Origin of the sequence: Pseudomonas sp. yb_9 (assembly GCF_043103635.1) — a bacterium.
Classification (GTDB): Bacteria; Pseudomonadota; Gammaproteobacteria; order Pseudomonadales; family Pseudomonadaceae; genus Aquipseudomonas; species Aquipseudomonas monteilii.
This window is the reverse complement of sequence record NZ_JBICKA010000055.1, coordinates 1-15,732: the sequence shown is the minus strand read 5'-3', so window position 1 is coordinate 15,732 and position 15,732 is coordinate 1. Positions and strand designations below refer to the sequence as shown.

At 63.0% G+C, this 15,732-nt stretch carries 12 protein-coding genes; 10 read left to right on the top strand and 2 right to left on the bottom strand.

Translation table 11 applies throughout. The features are described 5' to 3' along the window. The first annotated feature begins 466 nt into the window (after window positions 1-466). From gcvH to ACF8MI_RS15920, 6 genes are all read left to right on the top strand, one after another. Window positions 467-850 carry a glycine cleavage system protein GcvH gene (gene gcvH, locus ACF8MI_RS15945; RefSeq protein WP_016713109.1) on the top strand — a complete coding sequence of 128 codons (384 nt, stop codon included), beginning with the start codon at window positions 467-469 and terminating at the stop codon, window positions 848-850. Window positions 851-861: 11 nt separating this feature from the next. Further along, window positions 862-3,717 (top strand): aminomethyl-transferring glycine dehydrogenase, encoded by a 2,856-nt coding sequence (gene gcvP, locus ACF8MI_RS15940; RefSeq protein WP_060497450.1) that lies wholly within the window; start codon window positions 862-864, stop codon window positions 3,715-3,717. A gap of 165 nt (window positions 3,718-3,882) precedes the next feature. Further along, a complete protein-coding gene (locus ACF8MI_RS15935; protein WP_156867093.1) occupies window positions 3,883-5,259 on the top strand; it encodes an L-serine ammonia-lyase in 1,377 nt (458 codons plus the stop codon). Window positions 5,260-5,286: 27 nt separating this feature from the next. Next, entirely contained in the window at window positions 5,287-6,408 is a 1,122-nt protein-coding gene (gene gcvT, locus ACF8MI_RS15930) for a glycine cleavage system aminomethyltransferase GcvT (protein WP_200928769.1), read from the top strand. Between the two features lie 358 nt (window positions 6,409-6,766). Then, window positions 6,767-6,979 carry a cold-shock protein gene (locus ACF8MI_RS15925; RefSeq protein ID WP_003257941.1) on the top strand — a complete coding sequence of 71 codons (213 nt, stop codon included), beginning with the start codon at window positions 6,767-6,769 and terminating at the stop codon, window positions 6,977-6,979. Between the two features lie 91 nt (window positions 6,980-7,070). Next, window positions 7,071-7,559 (top strand): RDD family protein, encoded by a 489-nt coding sequence (locus tag ACF8MI_RS15920; RefSeq protein WP_200928770.1) that lies wholly within the window; start codon window positions 7,071-7,073, stop codon window positions 7,557-7,559. A gap of 288 nt (window positions 7,560-7,847) precedes the next feature. Here the strand turns inward: ACF8MI_RS15920 and lptG are convergent, their stop codons facing one another. Together lptG and lptF are read right to left on the bottom strand one after the other, a co-directional pair. Continuing rightward, a complete protein-coding gene (gene lptG / locus ACF8MI_RS15915; protein WP_016713114.1) occupies window positions 7,848-8,909 on the bottom strand; it encodes an LPS export ABC transporter permease LptG in 1,062 nt (353 codons plus the stop codon). Next, window positions 8,902-10,017, bottom strand: coding sequence for an LPS export ABC transporter permease LptF (gene lptF, locus ACF8MI_RS15910; RefSeq protein ID WP_200928771.1), 1,116 nt, complete (start codon window positions 10,015-10,017; stop codon window positions 8,902-8,904). Before lptF ends, lptG begins: the two co-directional genes overlap by 8 nt. 301 nt (window positions 10,018-10,318) lie before the next feature. Here lptF and ACF8MI_RS15905 point away from each other — a divergent pair, with 301 nt between their 5' ends. The 4 genes from ACF8MI_RS15905 (at window position 10,319) to ACF8MI_RS15890 (ending at window position 15,714) form a co-directional block, all read left to right on the top strand. After that, window positions 10,319-11,812: a leucyl aminopeptidase gene (locus ACF8MI_RS15905; RefSeq protein ID WP_200928772.1), complete on the top strand. Its 1,494-nt coding sequence runs from the start codon at window positions 10,319-10,321 to the stop codon at window positions 11,810-11,812. Between the two features lie 50 nt (window positions 11,813-11,862). After that, window positions 11,863-12,291: a DNA polymerase III subunit chi gene (locus tag ACF8MI_RS15900; protein ID WP_060499874.1), complete on the top strand. Its 429-nt coding sequence runs from the start codon at window positions 11,863-11,865 to the stop codon at window positions 12,289-12,291. Between the two features lie 5 nt (window positions 12,292-12,296). Then, window positions 12,297-12,662: a hypothetical protein gene (locus ACF8MI_RS15895; RefSeq protein ID WP_060499875.1), complete on the top strand. Its 366-nt coding sequence runs from the start codon at window positions 12,297-12,299 to the stop codon at window positions 12,660-12,662. Between the two features lie 205 nt (window positions 12,663-12,867). Further along, window positions 12,868-15,714 carry a valine--tRNA ligase gene (locus ACF8MI_RS15890; RefSeq protein ID WP_019098190.1) on the top strand — a complete coding sequence of 949 codons (2,847 nt, stop codon included), beginning with the start codon at window positions 12,868-12,870 and terminating at the stop codon, window positions 15,712-15,714. The last annotated feature ends 18 nt before the right edge of the window (window positions 15,715-15,732 follow it).

Sequence of the window (15,732 nt, the reverse complement as noted above, 5' to 3'; positions counted from 1 at the left end):
GGCCATTCTGGTGACGCGCTATAGGCGGGAAAATCGTTGAGGGCAAATACTTAGTTCAGCCATTTGAAAACTATCACGCAGGTGACACAAATAGTTGATATGGCGACACGGTATAGGTGCAAGAAGAAAGTGCTAAAAGCTTTGCAAGTATCGAACTTGCTTGATTTATTCCGGCTTGCCAACAACTGAACTGGCTCAATGAATCGTATCGATTTCAATACGCCGTAACGAAATCAGTACGAACCCGTTCGAGTGCTATTGCACAAGGTTTTGATCCCCAAACCCTTTTTCATGCACAACCTTCTGTAGCGTTTTCGTTCCAAACAAACAAGCAGCCACCCCGCAAAAATCAATAAATCATTGTTTTTAAAGGATTTTCTTTGATTGGCCGCATTATTGCTAAGGGAAAGCAACCCCAAGAGCGCGGAGCCACCGCGCCCAACGCCCTGCTTCCCGAGGATTCCCCATGAGCGAGTTGCGTTTCACTGAAGATCACGAATGGCTGCGCGTCGAAGCCGATGGCAGCGTCACCGTGGGCATCACCGCCTACGCCCAGAACGCCCTTGGCGATGTGGTTTTCGTGCAACTGCCAGAGTTGCAGCCGTATGAGAAAGGCAGCGAAGCGTCCACCGTCGAGTCGGTAAAAGCCGCCAGCGGTGTCTATATGCCCCTGACCGGTGAAGTGGTCGAGGTCAACGGCCAGCTCGAAGACAGCCCGGAACTGGTCAACGAAGACCCGATGGGCGAAGGCTGGTTCTTCCGCTTCATCCCTGCCGACGCCAGCGCCGTAACCGCCCTGCTCGACCAGGACGCCTACGACCGCCTGCTCAAAGCCAACGACGACGCCTGAGGAACTCCGCCATGACCATCAACCTCGGCACCGCCAACGAATTCATCGCCCGCCACATCGGCCCGCGCGCAGCTGACGAGCAGGCCATGCTCGCCGCCCTGGGCTTCGACTCGCTGGAGGCCATGACCGCTGCGGTCATCCCCGACAGCATCAAGGGCACCAGCGTGCTCGGTTCCCACGACGGCCAGAGCGAAGCCGATGCACTGGCCGCACTCAAGGCCATTGCCGGCAAGAATCAACTGTTCAAGAGCTACATCGGCCAGGGCTACTACAACACCCACACCCCGGCACCGATCCTGCGCAACCTGCTGGAAAACCCGGCCTGGTACACCGCTTACACCCCATACCAGCCAGAAATTTCCCAAGGCCGCCTGGAAGCGCTGCTGAACTTCCAGACCCTGATCAGCGACCTCACCGGCCTGCCGATCGCCAACGCCTCCCTGCTCGACGAAGCCACTGCGGCGGCCGAGGCCATGACCTTCTGCAAACGCCTGTCGAAGAACAAGGCCAGCCACGCCTTCTTCGCCTCCGTGCACTGCCACCCGCAAACCCTCGACGTGCTGCGCACCCGTGCCGAGCCGCTGGGTATCGAGGTCGTGATCGGCGATGAGCGCGAACTGGGCGATGTCAGCGCCTTCTTCGGCGCCCTGCTGCAATACCCGGCCAGCAACGGTGACGTGTTCGACTACCGTGACGTGGTACAGCGCTTCCACGCAGCCAACGCCCTGGTCGCCGTGGCCGCTGACCTGCTGGCCCTGACCCTGCTGACCCCGCCGGGCGAGTTCGATGCCGACGTGGCCATCGGCAGCGCTCAGCGCTTCGGCGTGCCACTGGGCTTCGGTGGCCCGCACGCGGCTTACTTCGCCACCCGTGACGCCTTCAAGCGCGACATGCCGGGCCGCTTGGTCGGCGTGTCGATCGACCGCTTCGGCAAGACCGCCCTGCGCCTGGCCATGCAAACCCGCGAGCAGCATATCCGCCGCGAAAAGGCCACCAGCAACATCTGCACCGCCCAGGTGCTGCTGGCCAACATTGCCAGCATGTTCGCCGTGTATCACGGCCCGGCCGGCCTAAAGCGCATTGCCGAGCGCACCCACGCCCTGACCGCGATCCTGGCCGCCGGCCTGAAAGCCTTGGGCGTGCAGGTAGTGGGCGCCAGCGCCTTCGACACCCTGACCCTGGCCACCGGCACTGCAACCGCCAGCCTACATGACAAGGCCCGCGCCCAAGGCATCAACCTGCGCCAGGTCGACGCCACCCACCTGGGCCTGTCGCTGGACGAAACCAGCAGCCAGGCTGACGTCGAGTCGCTGTGGCAATTGTTCGCTGGCGACCAGGCTCAACCAGACTTCGCCGCGCTGGCCGCCAGCACCGGTTCGCTGCTGCCTACCGCCCTGCTGCGCCAGTCGGCCATCCTCGAACACCCGGTGTTCAACCGCTACCACAGCGAAACCGAGCTGATGCGCTACCTGCGCCGCCTGGCCGACAAGGACCTGGCGCTGGACCGCAGCATGATCCCGCTGGGCTCGTGCACCATGAAACTGAACGCCGCCAGCGAGATGATTCCGGTGACCTGGGCCGAGTTCGGCAACCTGCACCCGTTCGCCCCGGCCGAGCAGAGCCAGGGCTACCTGCAGATGACCACCGAGCTGGAAGCCATGCTGTGCGCCGCCACTGGCTATGACGCCGTGTCGCTGCAGCCCAACGCCGGTTCTCAGGGCGAGTACGCAGGCCTGCTGGCCATCCGTGCCTACCACCGCAGCCGTGGCGAAAGCCATCGCGACATCTGCCTGATCCCGTCGTCGGCCCACGGCACCAACCCGGCGACCGCCCACATGGCCGGCATGCGCGTGGTGGTTACCGCTTGTGACGCCCGCGGCAACGTCGACGTAGAAGACCTGCGCGCCAAGGCCATCGAGCACCGCGAGCGCCTGGCCGCGATCATGATCACCTACCCGTCGACCCACGGCGTGTTTGAGGAAGCGATCGGCGAAATCTGCGCGATCATCCATGACAACGGTGGCCAGGTGTACATCGACGGCGCCAACATGAACGCCATGGTCGGCCTGTGCGCCCCGGGCAAGTTCGGCGGCGACGTGTCCCACCTGAACCTGCACAAGACCTTCTGCATTCCGCACGGCGGTGGCGGCCCGGGCGTTGGCCCGATTGGCGTCAAGTCGCACCTGGCGCCTTTCCTGCCAGGCCACGCGCAGCTTGAAAACACCGAAGGGGCCGTATGCGCCGCGCCGTTCGGCAGCGCCAGCATCCTGCCGATCACCTGGATGTACATCCGCATGATGGGCGGTGCCGGCCTCAAGCGCGCCTCGCAAATGGCAATCCTCAACGCCAACTACATCGCCCGCCGGCTGGAAGAGCACTATCCTGTTCTGTATACCGGCGGTAATGGCCTGGTGGCCCACGAGTGCATCCTCGACCTGCGCCCGCTGAAGGACACCAGCGGCATCAGCGTCGACGACGTGGCCAAGCGCCTGATCGACTTTGGCTTCCACGCCCCGACCATGTCCTTCCCGGTGGCGGGCACGCTGATGATCGAACCGACCGAAAGCGAGTCCAAGGAAGAACTGGACCGCTTCTGCAATGCGATGATCCAGATCCGCGAAGAAATCCGTGCGGTCGAAAACGGTAGCCTCGACAAGGACGACAACCCGCTGAAAAACGCCCCGCACACCGCGGCCGAGCTGGTTGGCGAATGGGCCCACGGCTACAGCCGCGAGCAGGCGGTTTACCCGCTGCCAAGCCTGGTGGAAGCCAAATACTGGCCGCCGGTGGGCCGGGTCGACAACGTGTTCGGCGACCGTAACCTGGTGTGCGCTTGCCCGTCGATCGAGAGCTATCAGGACGCCTGATAGCTCCTCCTCCGCCACCTAGATTGGATGGCGGACTCTGTGGGAGCGGGTTTATCGGGGCACCGAACCGCCGCGAATGCGGTGGTGAAACCGGCATCGCATTCGCGGGTGAACCCGCTCCTACAGGGCTCACCGTCCGTCCAACGAACTTGGCAGGAGGTCATTATGTCTTTGAGCGTCTTCGACCTGTTCAAGATCGGCATCGGCCCCTCCAGTTCCCACACGGTCGGCCCGATGCGCGCCGCCGCGCGGTTCGCCGAAGGTCTGCGCCGTGATGGCCTGCTCACCCGCACGGCCAGCGTCAAGGCCGAGCTGTATGGCTCGCTGGGCGCCACCGGCAAGGGCCACGGCAGTGACAAGGCCGTGCTGCTGGGCCTTGAAGGCGAACACCCGGACATTATCGACACCGAAAGCATCCCCGCCCGCCTACAGGTCATCCGCGACAGCGGCCGCCTAAACCTGCTGGGCGAGCACAGCATCGCGTTCATTGAAAAACAACACCTGTCGATGATCCGCAAGCCGCTGGATTACCACCCCAACGGCATGATCTTCCGCGCCTTCGATGACGCCGGCCTGCAAATTCGCAGCCGCGAGTATTACTCGGTGGGCGGCGGTTTCGTCGTCGACGAGGACGCCGCCGGCCACGACCGCATTGTCGAGGACAGCACCGTGCTGCCCTACCCGTTCAAGACCGCCAAGGAACTGCTCGGCCATTGCACCGCGCAAAACCTGTCGATAAGCCAAGTGATGCTGGCCAACGAGGCCGCCTGGCGCCCAGAGGCACAAACCCGCGCCGGGCTGCTGCGCATCTGGCAGGTGATGCAGGATTGTGTCGAAGCGGGCTGCCAGCATGAAGGCATATTGCCGGGCGGGCTCAAGGTCAAGCGGCGGGCGCCCGCGTTGTACCGCCAACTGAGCCGCCACCCGGAGGCCAGCCTGCGCGATGCCCTGTCGGTGCTTGACTGGGTCAACCTCTACGCCTTGGCCGTGAACGAAGAAAACGCCTACGGCGGGCGCGTGGTCACCGCACCCACCAATGGGGCGGCAGGTATCGTCCCGGCAGTGTTGCACTACTACATGCGCTTCGTGCCGGGCGCCAGCGAGGACGGGGTGGTGCGTTTTCTGCTCACCGCTGCGGCCATCGGCATCCTGTACAAGGAAAACGCCTCCATCTCTGGCGCGGAAGTGGGCTGCCAGGGCGAGGTCGGCGTGGCCTGCTCGATGGCTGCCGGTGCGTTATGCGAGGTGATGGGCGGCAGCGTGCAGCAGGTGGAAAACGCTGCAGAAATCGGTATGGAACATAACCTGGGCCTGACCTGCGACCCGATCGGCGGGCTGGTCCAGGTGCCGTGCATCGAGCGCAATGCCATGGGCTCGGTGAAGGCAATCAACGCGGTGCGCATGGCCTTGCGCGGCGACGGGCAACATTACGTGTCGCTCGACAAGGTCATCCGCACCATGCGCCAGACCGGCGCCGACATGAAAAGCAAATACAAAGAGACCGCCCGTGGCGGCCTGGCCGTCAACATCATCGAATGTTGACCCGACAACAACACCAAGGAGTCACCGATGTCCGAAACACTGCTCAAGACCCCACTGCACGCCCTGCACCTGGAACTGGGTGCCCGCATGGTGCCGTTCGCCGGCTACGACATGCCGGTGCAGTACCCGCTGGGCGTGCTCAAGGAACACTTGCACACCCGCGAGCAGGCCGGCCTGTTCGACGTTTCGCACATGGGCCAGATCATCCTGCGCGGCGCGGATGCCGCCAAGGCCCTGGAAAGCCTGGTACCCGTGGACATCATCGACCTCCCGGCAGGCATGCAGCGCTATGCCATGTTCACCAACGAGCAGGGCGGCATCCTCGACGACCTGATGGTGGCCAACCTGGGTGACGACACGCTGTTCCTGGTGGTCAACGCCGCCTGCAAAGACCAGGACCTGGCCCACCTGCACAAACACATCGGCAACCGTTGCGAGGTGCAGCCACTGTTCGAGCAGCGTGCCCTGCTGGCCCTGCAAGGCCCGGCTGCGGTCAAGGTGCTGGAACGCCTGGCACCGGAAGTGGCCGGCATGACCTTCATGCAGTTCCGCCCGGTGAAGTTGCTGGGCGAAGACTGCTTCGTCAGCCGCTCGGGCTACACCGGCGAAGACGGCTACGAAATCTCGGTGCCGGCAAACGCTGCAGATGCCCTCGTCCGCCGTCTGCTGGCCGAGCCGGAAGTACAGCCGATTGGCCTGGGCGCTCGCGACTCGCTTCGCCTGGAAGCCGGCCTGTGCCTGTATGGCCACGACATGAATACCGAGACCACCCCGGTCGAGGCCAGCCTGCTGTGGGCGATTTCCAAGGTGCGCCGTGCCGACGGTGCACGTGCTGCCGGGTTCCCCGGTGCCGAGGCCATCTTCGCCCAGCAGCGCGATGGCGTGGCACGCAAACGCGTCGGGCTGCTACCGCAAGAACGTACGCCCGTTCGTGAGGGTGCGGATATTGTCGATGCAAACGATAAACCGGTCGGTAAAGTCTGCAGCGGCGGCTTTGGCCCGACACTCGGTGCACCTGTAGCAATGGGTTATATCGATAGTGAACATGCTGCAGTCGACACACCGCTGTTTGCCGTGGTGCGGGGCAAGAAGGTTGCCTTGAAAGTCAGCAAAATGCCTTTCGTAGCACAACGTTACTACCGGGGTTGAAACGGCTTTGTGAAGGTTACGGGCAGGCTCGACATATTCGTTTTCGAACCTGCCCAATAACTTTTGAACATGGCGCCAGGCCAGGCGCCATGCCGTTTCCGCCAAATCGGTCGGTTATCGGCAAACGGCTGATTTTCCATACGACCAAGGGCTTGTTTTTCGCTCGGGAGTTGGCGTAGAGTCACTGCACTGTGTTTGCATGGGTCGCAACAGTTCGTGACCTGGGCCAGTAGCCGAGATTTGCTACAACCCGTTCGACGTCTCTTACTTTCCTGCAACCCAGCCCAGTAATCTTTCGCTTACAAACAAGTGCGAAAGAAACTGTCATCAAAATTTAAGCTTCATAGGAAATAAGACAATGGCTGAGCGTCAGAACGGTACCGTCAAGTGGTTCAATGACGAAAAAGGTTACGGCTTCATCACCCCAGAAAGCGGTCCGGATCTGTTCGTGCACTTCCGCGCTATCGAAGGCAACGGCTTCAAGAGCCTGAAAGAAGGCCAGAAGGTTACCTTCGAAGCAGTCCAGGGCCAGAAAGGCATGCAGGCTGACAAAGTTCAGGTCGCCGGCTAAGCCGAACCCGACTTCGAGAAAAGCCCCTGCCAAGTGCAGGGGCTTTTTTTTGCCCGTAGAATAGCGGCTTCGTCTTCTGGAGCCGTCCCGCATGTCCAAGCCTCTGCTCACCCCTCAGGGAGATTTTCCACCGGTCGGCCTGGGCCGACGCATGGCAGCGATGTTCTATGACTTTTTGCTGTGCACGGCCCTGCTGATCGTGACCGCTGGCGCCTACAAAATGATCCAGATGGCGATCATCGGCGAAGCACGCATGCGCGAGCTGACCGAGGCGGGGGCACTGGATGGCGACCCACTGCTGTCGACGGTGCTGCTGTTCGCCCTGTTCGGCTTCTTTGCCAAGTTCTGGACCCATGGCGGGCAGACCCTGGGCATGCAGGTATGGGGCGTGCGCGTGCAGAACGCCGATGGTTCGGCCATCAGCCTGTGGCAGGCGCTGCTGCGCTTTGTGGTCTCGATCGCCTCATGGCTGTGCCTGGGGCTGGGGTTCTTCTGGGTGTTGATAGACAAGCGCAAGCGGGGCTGGCATGACATTTATTCGGAGAGCCAGCTGGTGCGGGTGCCGAAGCTGAAGAAATAACGTGAGAGTACGCCGTTTTGGATGCTGCGCCTGTTAGATCGAGCGCCGCCCGCGCGGCGCATCGCGAGCTGTCGCTCGCTCCTACGTTTGTTTCGTGCCAATTAATCCTGAGGGATTTGCGCGCGTACGCCTTGGCGCATGGCTCGATATCGCGTCGTACAAACCAGGCGGTCGCGCGCGTCTGCCACAGGCGTTACTGGCCCGAAACAAACGTAGGAGCGAGCGACAGCTCGCGATGCGCCGCGCGGGCGGCGCTCGATCTCACTGGCACCACATCACCCAAGTCGATCAACCCGCCCGGCGCAACAACCACACACCGGCCAAGGCACAGATGCCCGCCGGGATCACCACCGCCAGCAGCGGCGGGAAGCCGAACACCTGGCTTGAAGGCCCCAGCAGGTCCTGGCCGATGCGGAACACGAAGCCCACCAGCACACCGGTGAACACGCGCTGCCCGAGGGTTACCGAGCGCAGCGGGCCGAAGATGAAGGAAATTGCCATCAGCACCAGTGCCGCAGTCACCATCGGCTGCAGTACCTTGGTCCAGAACGCCAGCCAGTAGCGGGCATTGTTCAAACCCTGGTCAGACAGGTAGTGGATGTAGTCCCACAGCCCGGTAATCGACAGCGACTCGGGTGCCAGGATCACGGTATTGAGCAGTTCTGGCGTGAGCGAAACGTCCCAGCGCTCTTGCGGCGCGCTGACGACTTCGGTGTGGTCGCCACGGAAATAGGTGGTGCGCACGTCGGCGAGCAGCCAGTGGTCGTTCTGGTACTGGGCACGGCGGGCGAAACTCGACGTGACGATCTTGCGCTCGTTGTCGAAGCGGTAACGGGTCACCCCCAGCAGCAGGCCGTTAGGCTGCACGGCGTTGATGTGCACGTACTCTTCACCCTGACGGTGCCACATACCGCGCTTGGAGCTTTGTGCCTCACCACCGCCCTGGGCCAGGGAGCGGTCGGCCTGGGCCTTGTTCTCGGTCACCGGTGCCACGTATTCACCGATCAGCAGGCCGACCAGCATCAGTACCAGCATCGGCTTCATCACCGCCCAGACGATACGGCCGATGGAAACGCCGGCCGCACGCATGATGGTCAGCTCGCTGCTGCTGGCCAGGCTGCCCAGGCCGATCAGGCAGCCGATCAGTGCCGCCATCGGCAACATTTCGTACAGCCGCCGCGGTGCGGTGAGCAGGACGAAGTTGCCAGCCTCCATCACCGTGTAGGTATCACTCAGGTCGCTCATCTCGTCGATGAAGGCGAACAGCGAAGCCAGGCCGAGGATGATCCCCAGCACAGCCAGGATGGCCAGCAGCACGCTCTGGCCGATATAGCGGTCGAGCTTAGCCATGGGCCACCTCCGCACGACGGGCAGCGCGCTTGAGGCGCAGCGGCTCCCAGTACATCAGCCCCAGGCCGATCAGCAGGAACAGACCGTGGACCCACCATATGCCCAGGCCGATCGGAAGTTTGCCCTTCTCGAGGGCACCGCGTACGGAAATCAGCATTGTCAGGTAGGCCATGTACAGAAGAATTGCCGGCAGCAGCTTGAGGAAGCGGCCCTGACGCGGGTTGACCCGGGACAGTGGCACCGCCAGCAGGGTGACGACGAACACCAGGATCGGCAGCGACAACCGCCATTGCAACTCGGCACGCTCACGCAGGCCTTTCTTGCCGATCAACTCGGAGGTGGGGATGGCTTCACGTTCGGTGACTTCCTCGCTGACTTCCGGCTTGGGCAGCAGCACGCCATAGGTGTCGTACTTGATGGCACGGTAGTCGGCCTGGCCCGGGTTACCGTCGTAGCGGTAACCGTTTTCCAGCACCAGATAGCGGTTGCCGTCGGCCTGGATTTCCTGGTGGCCCTTTTCCGCGACCAGCACCGACGGCGCGCGGTCCTTGGTCTTGTCCTGGTTGAAGCGCTTCTCGGAGATGAACACCCCGGCCAGGTTGATGCGGTCGTCCGACAGCTGCTCGGTGTAGGTTACCCGCGAGCCGTCACGCAACGTCTGGAAGCGGCCCGGCACCAGGGTGTCGAACTCGGTCAGCGCGTCTTGCTGGGCGATGATCTGCTGCACCTGGGCCACGCCCAGCGGTGCCAGGCTCAGGCTCAGCCAGGCCACCAGCAGGGCGACCAGGGCGGCCGGCGCCATGGTCATGCCCAGCAGCCGCTGCTGGCTCATGCCGGTGGCCGACAACACGGTCATCTCGCTTTCCAGGTACAGGCGCCCGTAAGCCAGGAGAATGCCAAGGAACAGCCCCAGCGGCAGGATCAACTGCAGGAAACCCGGCAACCGGAAGCCCATGATCAGGAACAGCACGCCCGGGTCGAGCACGCCCTGGGCAGCCTGGGCCAGGTACTTGATGAAGCGCCCGCTCATGATGATCACCAGCAGCACAGCGCTGACGGCGCTCAAGGTCACCAGGACCTCGCGGGACAGATAACGAAAGACGATCAAACCAGACACTCCTGGGTTGTCAGGGCGGACTGCCATGCAATGGCGCCAAACAATGACTTAGTACATCCAAGACCAATGCCGGTTCGCCAAAGGCGAACCTCCATGTAAAGTGCGCGCATTATCCTGTGATTGACCGCCCCTGTCACTTGGCCGCGCATGATCGCGCATAACGGGGTTGTCAGCACGCTTGCCGCAGGCTCAAACTGGCAGCTTTTCCGCTGGCGCGCGACTAAGCGGCCAGGCCCGTCCAGAGCGCTGGCACACACAGCGCCATTCGTATCGATCATTCGGGGATCCTGACATGGAACTGGTTGTAAAAAGCGTAGCTGCTGCATCCGTAAAAACCGCCACACTGGTCATTCCGGTAGGTGAAAACCGCAAGCTCGGTGCTGTGGCCAAGGCTGTCGACCTGGCCAGCGAGGGTGCCATCAGCGCCGTGCTCAAGCGCGGCGACCTGGCCGGCAAGCCGGGCCAGACCCTGCTGCTGCAGAGCCTCGCGGGCCTGAAGGCCGAGCGCGTGTTGCTGGTAGGCAGTGGCAAGGATGAAGCTTTGGGTGACCGCGCCTGGCGCAAGCTGGTTGCCAGCGTGGCCGGCGTACTCAAGGGCCTGAACGGTGCCGATGCAGTGCTGGCCTTGGACGATGTGGCGGTCAGCAACCGCGACGCCCATTACGGTAAATACCGCCTGCTGGCCGAAACCCTGCTTGATGGCGAATACGTCTTCGACCGTTTCAAAAGCCAGAAGGCCGAGCCGCGCGCCCTGAAAAAGGTCACCCTGTTGGCCGACAAGGCCGGCCAGGCCGAAGTCGAGCGTGCGGTCAAACACGCCAGCGCCATCGCCACCGGTATGGCGTTCACCCGCGACCTGGGCAACCTGCCGCCTAACCTCTGCCACCCAAGCTTCCTGGCCGAGCAGGCCAAGGACCTGGGCAAGGCGCACAAGGCGCTGAAGGTCGAGGTACTGGACGAGAAGAAGATCAAGGACCTGGGCATGGGCGCGTTCTATGCCGTGGGCCAGGGCAGCGACCAGCCTCCACGCCTGATCGTGCTGAATTACCAGGGCGGCAAAAAGGCCGACAAGCCATTCGTGCTGGTCGGTAAAGGCATCACCTTCGACACCGGCGGCATCAGCCTCAAGCCAGGTGCCGGCATGGACGAAATGAAATACGACATGTGCGGCGCCGCAAGCGTGCTCGGTACGCTGCGTGCCGTGCTGGAACTGCAACTGCCAATCAACCTCGTGTGCCTGCTGGCCTGCGCCGAAAACATGCCAAGCGGCGGTGCCACCCGCCCAGGTGACATCGTCACCACCATGAGCGGTCAGACCGTGGAAATTCTCAACACCGACGCCGAAGGCCGCCTGGTGCTGTGCGACACCCTGACCTACGCCGAGCGCTTCAAGCCGCAGGCGGTGATCGACATCGCTACCCTGACCGGCGCCTGCATCGTCGCCCTGGGCAGCCACACCTCCGGCCTGATGGGCAACAACGACGACCTGGTGGGCCAGTTGCTCGACGCCGGCAAGCGCGCCGACGACCGTGCCTGGCGGTTGCCGCTGTTCGATGAATACCAGGAGCAACTGGACAGCCCGTTCGCCGACATGGGCAACATCGGCGGGCCGAAGGCCGGCACCATCACCGCGGGTTGCTTCCTGTCGCGCTTCGCCAAGGCCTACAACTGGGCGCACATGGACATCGCCGGTACCGCCTGGGTCAGTGGCGGCAAGGACAAAGGCGCCACCGGCCGCCCAGTGCCTCTGCTGACCCAGTACCTGCTGGACCGCGCTGGCGCGTGATGCCGTGAGGCCGGTGGCGCCTTGTGCGCCACTGGTCGGCGATTCTCACCATGAGCAAAGTCGACTTCTACATCTTGCCCACCGACTCGCTGTCGGCGCGGCTCGATTTCGCCTGCAAGCTGTGCGAAAAGGCCTGGCGCCTCGGCCACCGGGTGTACCTGCACTGCCAGGACGCGGAACAGCGCAGCGAGCTGGACCAACGCTTGTGGCGCTTCAAGGGCGAGGCGTTCGTGCCCCACGACCTGGCCGAGGTGCATGCCGATGCCAGCGTGGCGCTGGGCTTGGCAGACAGCGCGGGCGAGCACCGCGACCTGCTGATCAACCTTGGCGCCAGCGTGCCGGGCTTTGTCGGCCAGTTCGAGCGGGTGGCCGAAATCGTGGTCGAGGAGCCTGGCATCCGCCAATCGGCCCGAGAGCGATTCCGTTTCTACCGTGAACAGGGCTATGCTCTGCAAGACCACCGCTTACAGCGACTTTGACGACGATGGACAAGCCCTCCCCTTTGCCCGACTCCGCCCATCTGCTCGATGACCTCGAGTCGATCCGCCAGCTGCTTGGCGACGCCGACCTGCAACCGCCGCTGCTGACCGAAACCGTGGAGCAGATTCCGTTACTGCTGGAAGAGCCTGCCGGCAACCCAGCACCGGTTGCCGAACCGGCGGCTGCCGAGCCCGAGGACGACCCGCAAACCCGCCGCCAGGACACCCTGCTGCACCTGGAGAGCGAACTGCGTGCCGCGGCGCAGATGATCATGCAGGACGTGATCAACGACTTCACCCCGCACATCGAGAACGAGATCAAGCGCCGGCTGGATGCGCGGATCGAGCGGTTGATCAAGCGTTCGGAGTAAGCCTGAATTTCCGCGGTGCCTGCTTCGCGGGCAAGCCCGCTCCCACAGGGTCGCCACAAGTCTTGAAGGCTGTGGTGATCCTGTGTGCGGGCTTGCCCGCGAAGCAGACGCCGCACTGCCAGATAGCAGTAGCTTGTCGCCTGCGGCCCCCACCTTGGTTATACTTCCCGGCTTTCCCGAATAAATGCACAGGGTCCCGCCGCGCATGGATAAGACCTACCAGCCGCACGCCATCGAAACTTCCTGGTACAACACCTGGGAGTCCGAGAACTATTTCGCCCCACAAGGTGCAGGCGAGTCCTACACCATCATGATCCCGCCGCCGAACGTGACCGGCAGCCTGCACATGGGCCATGGGTTCAACAACGCGATCATGGACGCCCTGATCCGTTTCCGCCGCATGCAAGGCCGCGACACCCTGTGGCAGCCAGGCACCGACCACGCCGGTATCGCCACGCAGATGCTGGTCGAGCGCCAGCTCGAAGCCAAAGGCCAGAACCGTCATGACCTGGGCCGCGAGAAGTTTCTGGAAAAGGTCTGGGAATGGAAGGACCAGTCCGGTGGCAACATCAGCCGCCAGATCCGCCGTCTGGGCTCTTCGGTAGACTGGAGCCGCGAGCGCTTCACCATGGACGACGGCCTCTCCGAAGCCGTTAAAGAAGCGTTCGTGCGCCTGCATGAAGACGGCCTCATCTACCGTGGCAAGCGCCTGGTCAACTGGGATACCAAGCTGCACACGGCCATCTCCGACCTCGAAGTGGAAAACCACGACGAGAAAGGCCACCTGTGGAACCTGCGCTACCCGCTGGCCGACGGCGCCAAGACCGCCGAAGGCAACGACTACCTGGTGGTTGCCACCACCCGTCCGGAAACCCTGCTGGGTGACGCGGCCGTTGCGGTCAACCCGAATGACGAACGCTACCAGGCACTGATCGGCAAATTCGTCGAACTGCCACTGGTAGGCCGCCGCATCCCGATCATCGCCGACGACTACTGCGACCCTGCGTTCGGTACCGGCTGCGTGAAGATCACCCCGGCTCACGACTTCAACGACTACGAAGTCGGCAAACGCCACAACCTGCCACTGCTGAACATCTTCGACAAGAACGCCTTCGTGCTGGCCAGCGCCCAGGCCTTCAACCTCGACGGCAGCGTCAACGAGCAGGTTGATACCCGACTGCCGGCCCAATACGCCAACCTCGACCGCTTCGTCGCGCGCAAGCAGATCGTTGCCGACCTGGATGCCCAGGGCCTGCTGGTGAGCATCGACGACCACGCCCTGAAAGTACCGAAAGGCGACCGTTCGGGCACCGTGATCGAGCCGTGGCTGACCGACCAGTGGTACGTCTCTACCAAGCCGCTGGCAGAACCTGCCATCGCCGCCGTGGAAGATGGCCGTATCCAGTTCGTGCCCAAGCAGTACGAGAACATGTACTTCTCCTGGATGCGTGACATTCAGGACTGGTGCATCAGCCGCCAGCTGTGGTGGGGCCACCGCATCCCGGCGTGGTACGACGAGGCCGGCCAGGTCTACGTTGGCCGCAACGAGGAAGAAGTGCGCGCCAAGCACAACCTGGGCGCCGACGTGGTCCTGCGCCAGGACGACGACGTGCTCGACACCTGGTTCAGCTCGGGCCTGTGGACCTTCTCGACCCTGGGCTGGCCAGAGCAGACCGAGTTCCTCAAGAAGTTCCACTCCACCGATGTGCTGGTAACCGGCTTCGACATCATCTTCTTCTGGGTTGCGCGCATGATCATGCTGACCATGCACCTGATCAAGAACGAGGACGGCACCCCGCAAGTACCGTTCAAGACCGTTTACGTACACGGTCTGGTGCGTGACGGCCAGGGCCAGAAGATGTCCAAGTCCAAGGGCAACGTACTGGACCCGCTGGACATCGTCGACGGCATCACCCTCGACGCCCTGCTGGAAAAACGCACCAGCGGCATGATGCAGCCCAAGCTGGCCGAGAAGATCGCCAAGCAGACCAAGGCCGAGTTCCCTGAAGGTATCGCCAGCTACGGCACCGACGCCCTGCGCTTCACCTTCTGCTCGCTGGCCTCCACAGGCCGCGACATCAAGTTCGACATGGGCCGCGTCGAAGGCTACCGCAACTTCTGCAACAAGATCTGGAACGCCGCCCGCTACGTGCTGGACAAGGGCGAAGACTGTGGCCAGAACGGCGAAGCTTACGAACTGTCGCTGGCTGACCGCTGGATCATCTCGCAACTGCAGCGCACCGAAGCCGAAGTGACCCGCCAGCTGGAGCAGTTCCGCTTCGACCTGGCCAGCCAGGCGCTGTACGAATTCATCTGGAACCAGTACTGCGACTGGTACCTGGAGCTGTCCAAGCCGGTACTGTGGGACGAAAACGCCCCGGTCGAGCGCGCCCGTGGCACCCGCCGCACCCTGGTGCGCGTGCTGGAAGTGGCGCTGCGCCTGGCGCACCCGTTCATGCCGTTCATTACCGAAGAAATCTGGCAGCGCATCGCGCCGCTGGCCGGTATCGAAGGCAAGACCATCATGCTGCAGCCGTGGCCGGTGGCCAATGAAGCCCGCATCGACGCCGCCGCTGAAGGTGACATCGAGTGGCTCAAGGAACTGATGGTCGGTCTGCGCAACATCCGCGCCGAAATGAACATCGGCCCAGGCAAGCCGCTGCCGCTGTTCCTGAAGAACGCCAACGCCGACGACCAGCGCCGCCTGCTGGAAAACGAAGCCCTTCTGAAGAAGCTGGCCAAGGTGGAGTCGTTCACCGTGCTCGGCGATGCCGATGAAGCGCCGCTGTCGGCCACCGCTCTGGTCGGTGACCTGCAAGTGCTGGTGCCAATGGCCGGCCTGATTGACAAGGATGCCGAGCTGGCGCGCCTGAACAAGGAAATCCAGCGCCTGCAAGGCGAAGTGGCACGCGTGGGTGGCAAGCTGTCCAACGCCGCCTTCGTCGACAAGGCTCCGCCTGCGGTGATCGAGAAGGAACGTGCCAAGCTGGCCGAGTCTGAACAGGCCCTGGCCAACTTCACCGAGCAGCATGCGCGGATTGCTGCGCTGTAATCACAAGTGAAGCCATAG

Excerpts from the sequence above, each read along its gene's own strand:
- lptG (WP_016713114.1), bottom strand. The coding sequence starts at position 8,909 with ATGGCTAAGCTCGACCGCTATATCGGCCAGAGCGTGCTGCTGGCCATC.
- gcvT (WP_200928769.1), top strand. The coding sequence starts at position 5,287 with ATGTCCGAAACACTGCTCAAGACCCCACTGCACGCCCTGCACCTGGAA.
- gcvP (WP_060497450.1), top strand. The coding sequence starts at position 862 with ATGACCATCAACCTCGGCACCGCCAACGAATTCATCGCCCGCCACATC.
- ACF8MI_RS15890 (WP_019098190.1), top strand. The coding sequence starts at position 12,868 with ATGGATAAGACCTACCAGCCGCACGCCATCGAAACTTCCTGGTACAAC.
- ACF8MI_RS15905 (WP_200928772.1), top strand. The coding sequence starts at position 10,319 with ATGGAACTGGTTGTAAAAAGCGTAGCTGCTGCATCCGTAAAAACCGCC.
- ACF8MI_RS15925 (WP_003257941.1), top strand. The coding sequence starts at position 6,767 with ATGGCTGAGCGTCAGAACGGTACCGTCAAGTGGTTCAATGACGAAAAA.
- ACF8MI_RS15935 (WP_156867093.1), top strand. The coding sequence starts at position 3,883 with ATGTCTTTGAGCGTCTTCGACCTGTTCAAGATCGGCATCGGCCCCTCC.
- ACF8MI_RS15895 (WP_060499875.1), top strand. The coding sequence starts at position 12,297 with ATGGACAAGCCCTCCCCTTTGCCCGACTCCGCCCATCTGCTCGATGAC.
- ACF8MI_RS15900 (WP_060499874.1), top strand. The coding sequence starts at position 11,863 with ATGAGCAAAGTCGACTTCTACATCTTGCCCACCGACTCGCTGTCGGCG.
- ACF8MI_RS15920 (WP_200928770.1), top strand. The coding sequence starts at position 7,071 with ATGTCCAAGCCTCTGCTCACCCCTCAGGGAGATTTTCCACCGGTCGGC.
- gcvH (WP_016713109.1), top strand. The coding sequence starts at position 467 with ATGAGCGAGTTGCGTTTCACTGAAGATCACGAATGGCTGCGCGTCGAA.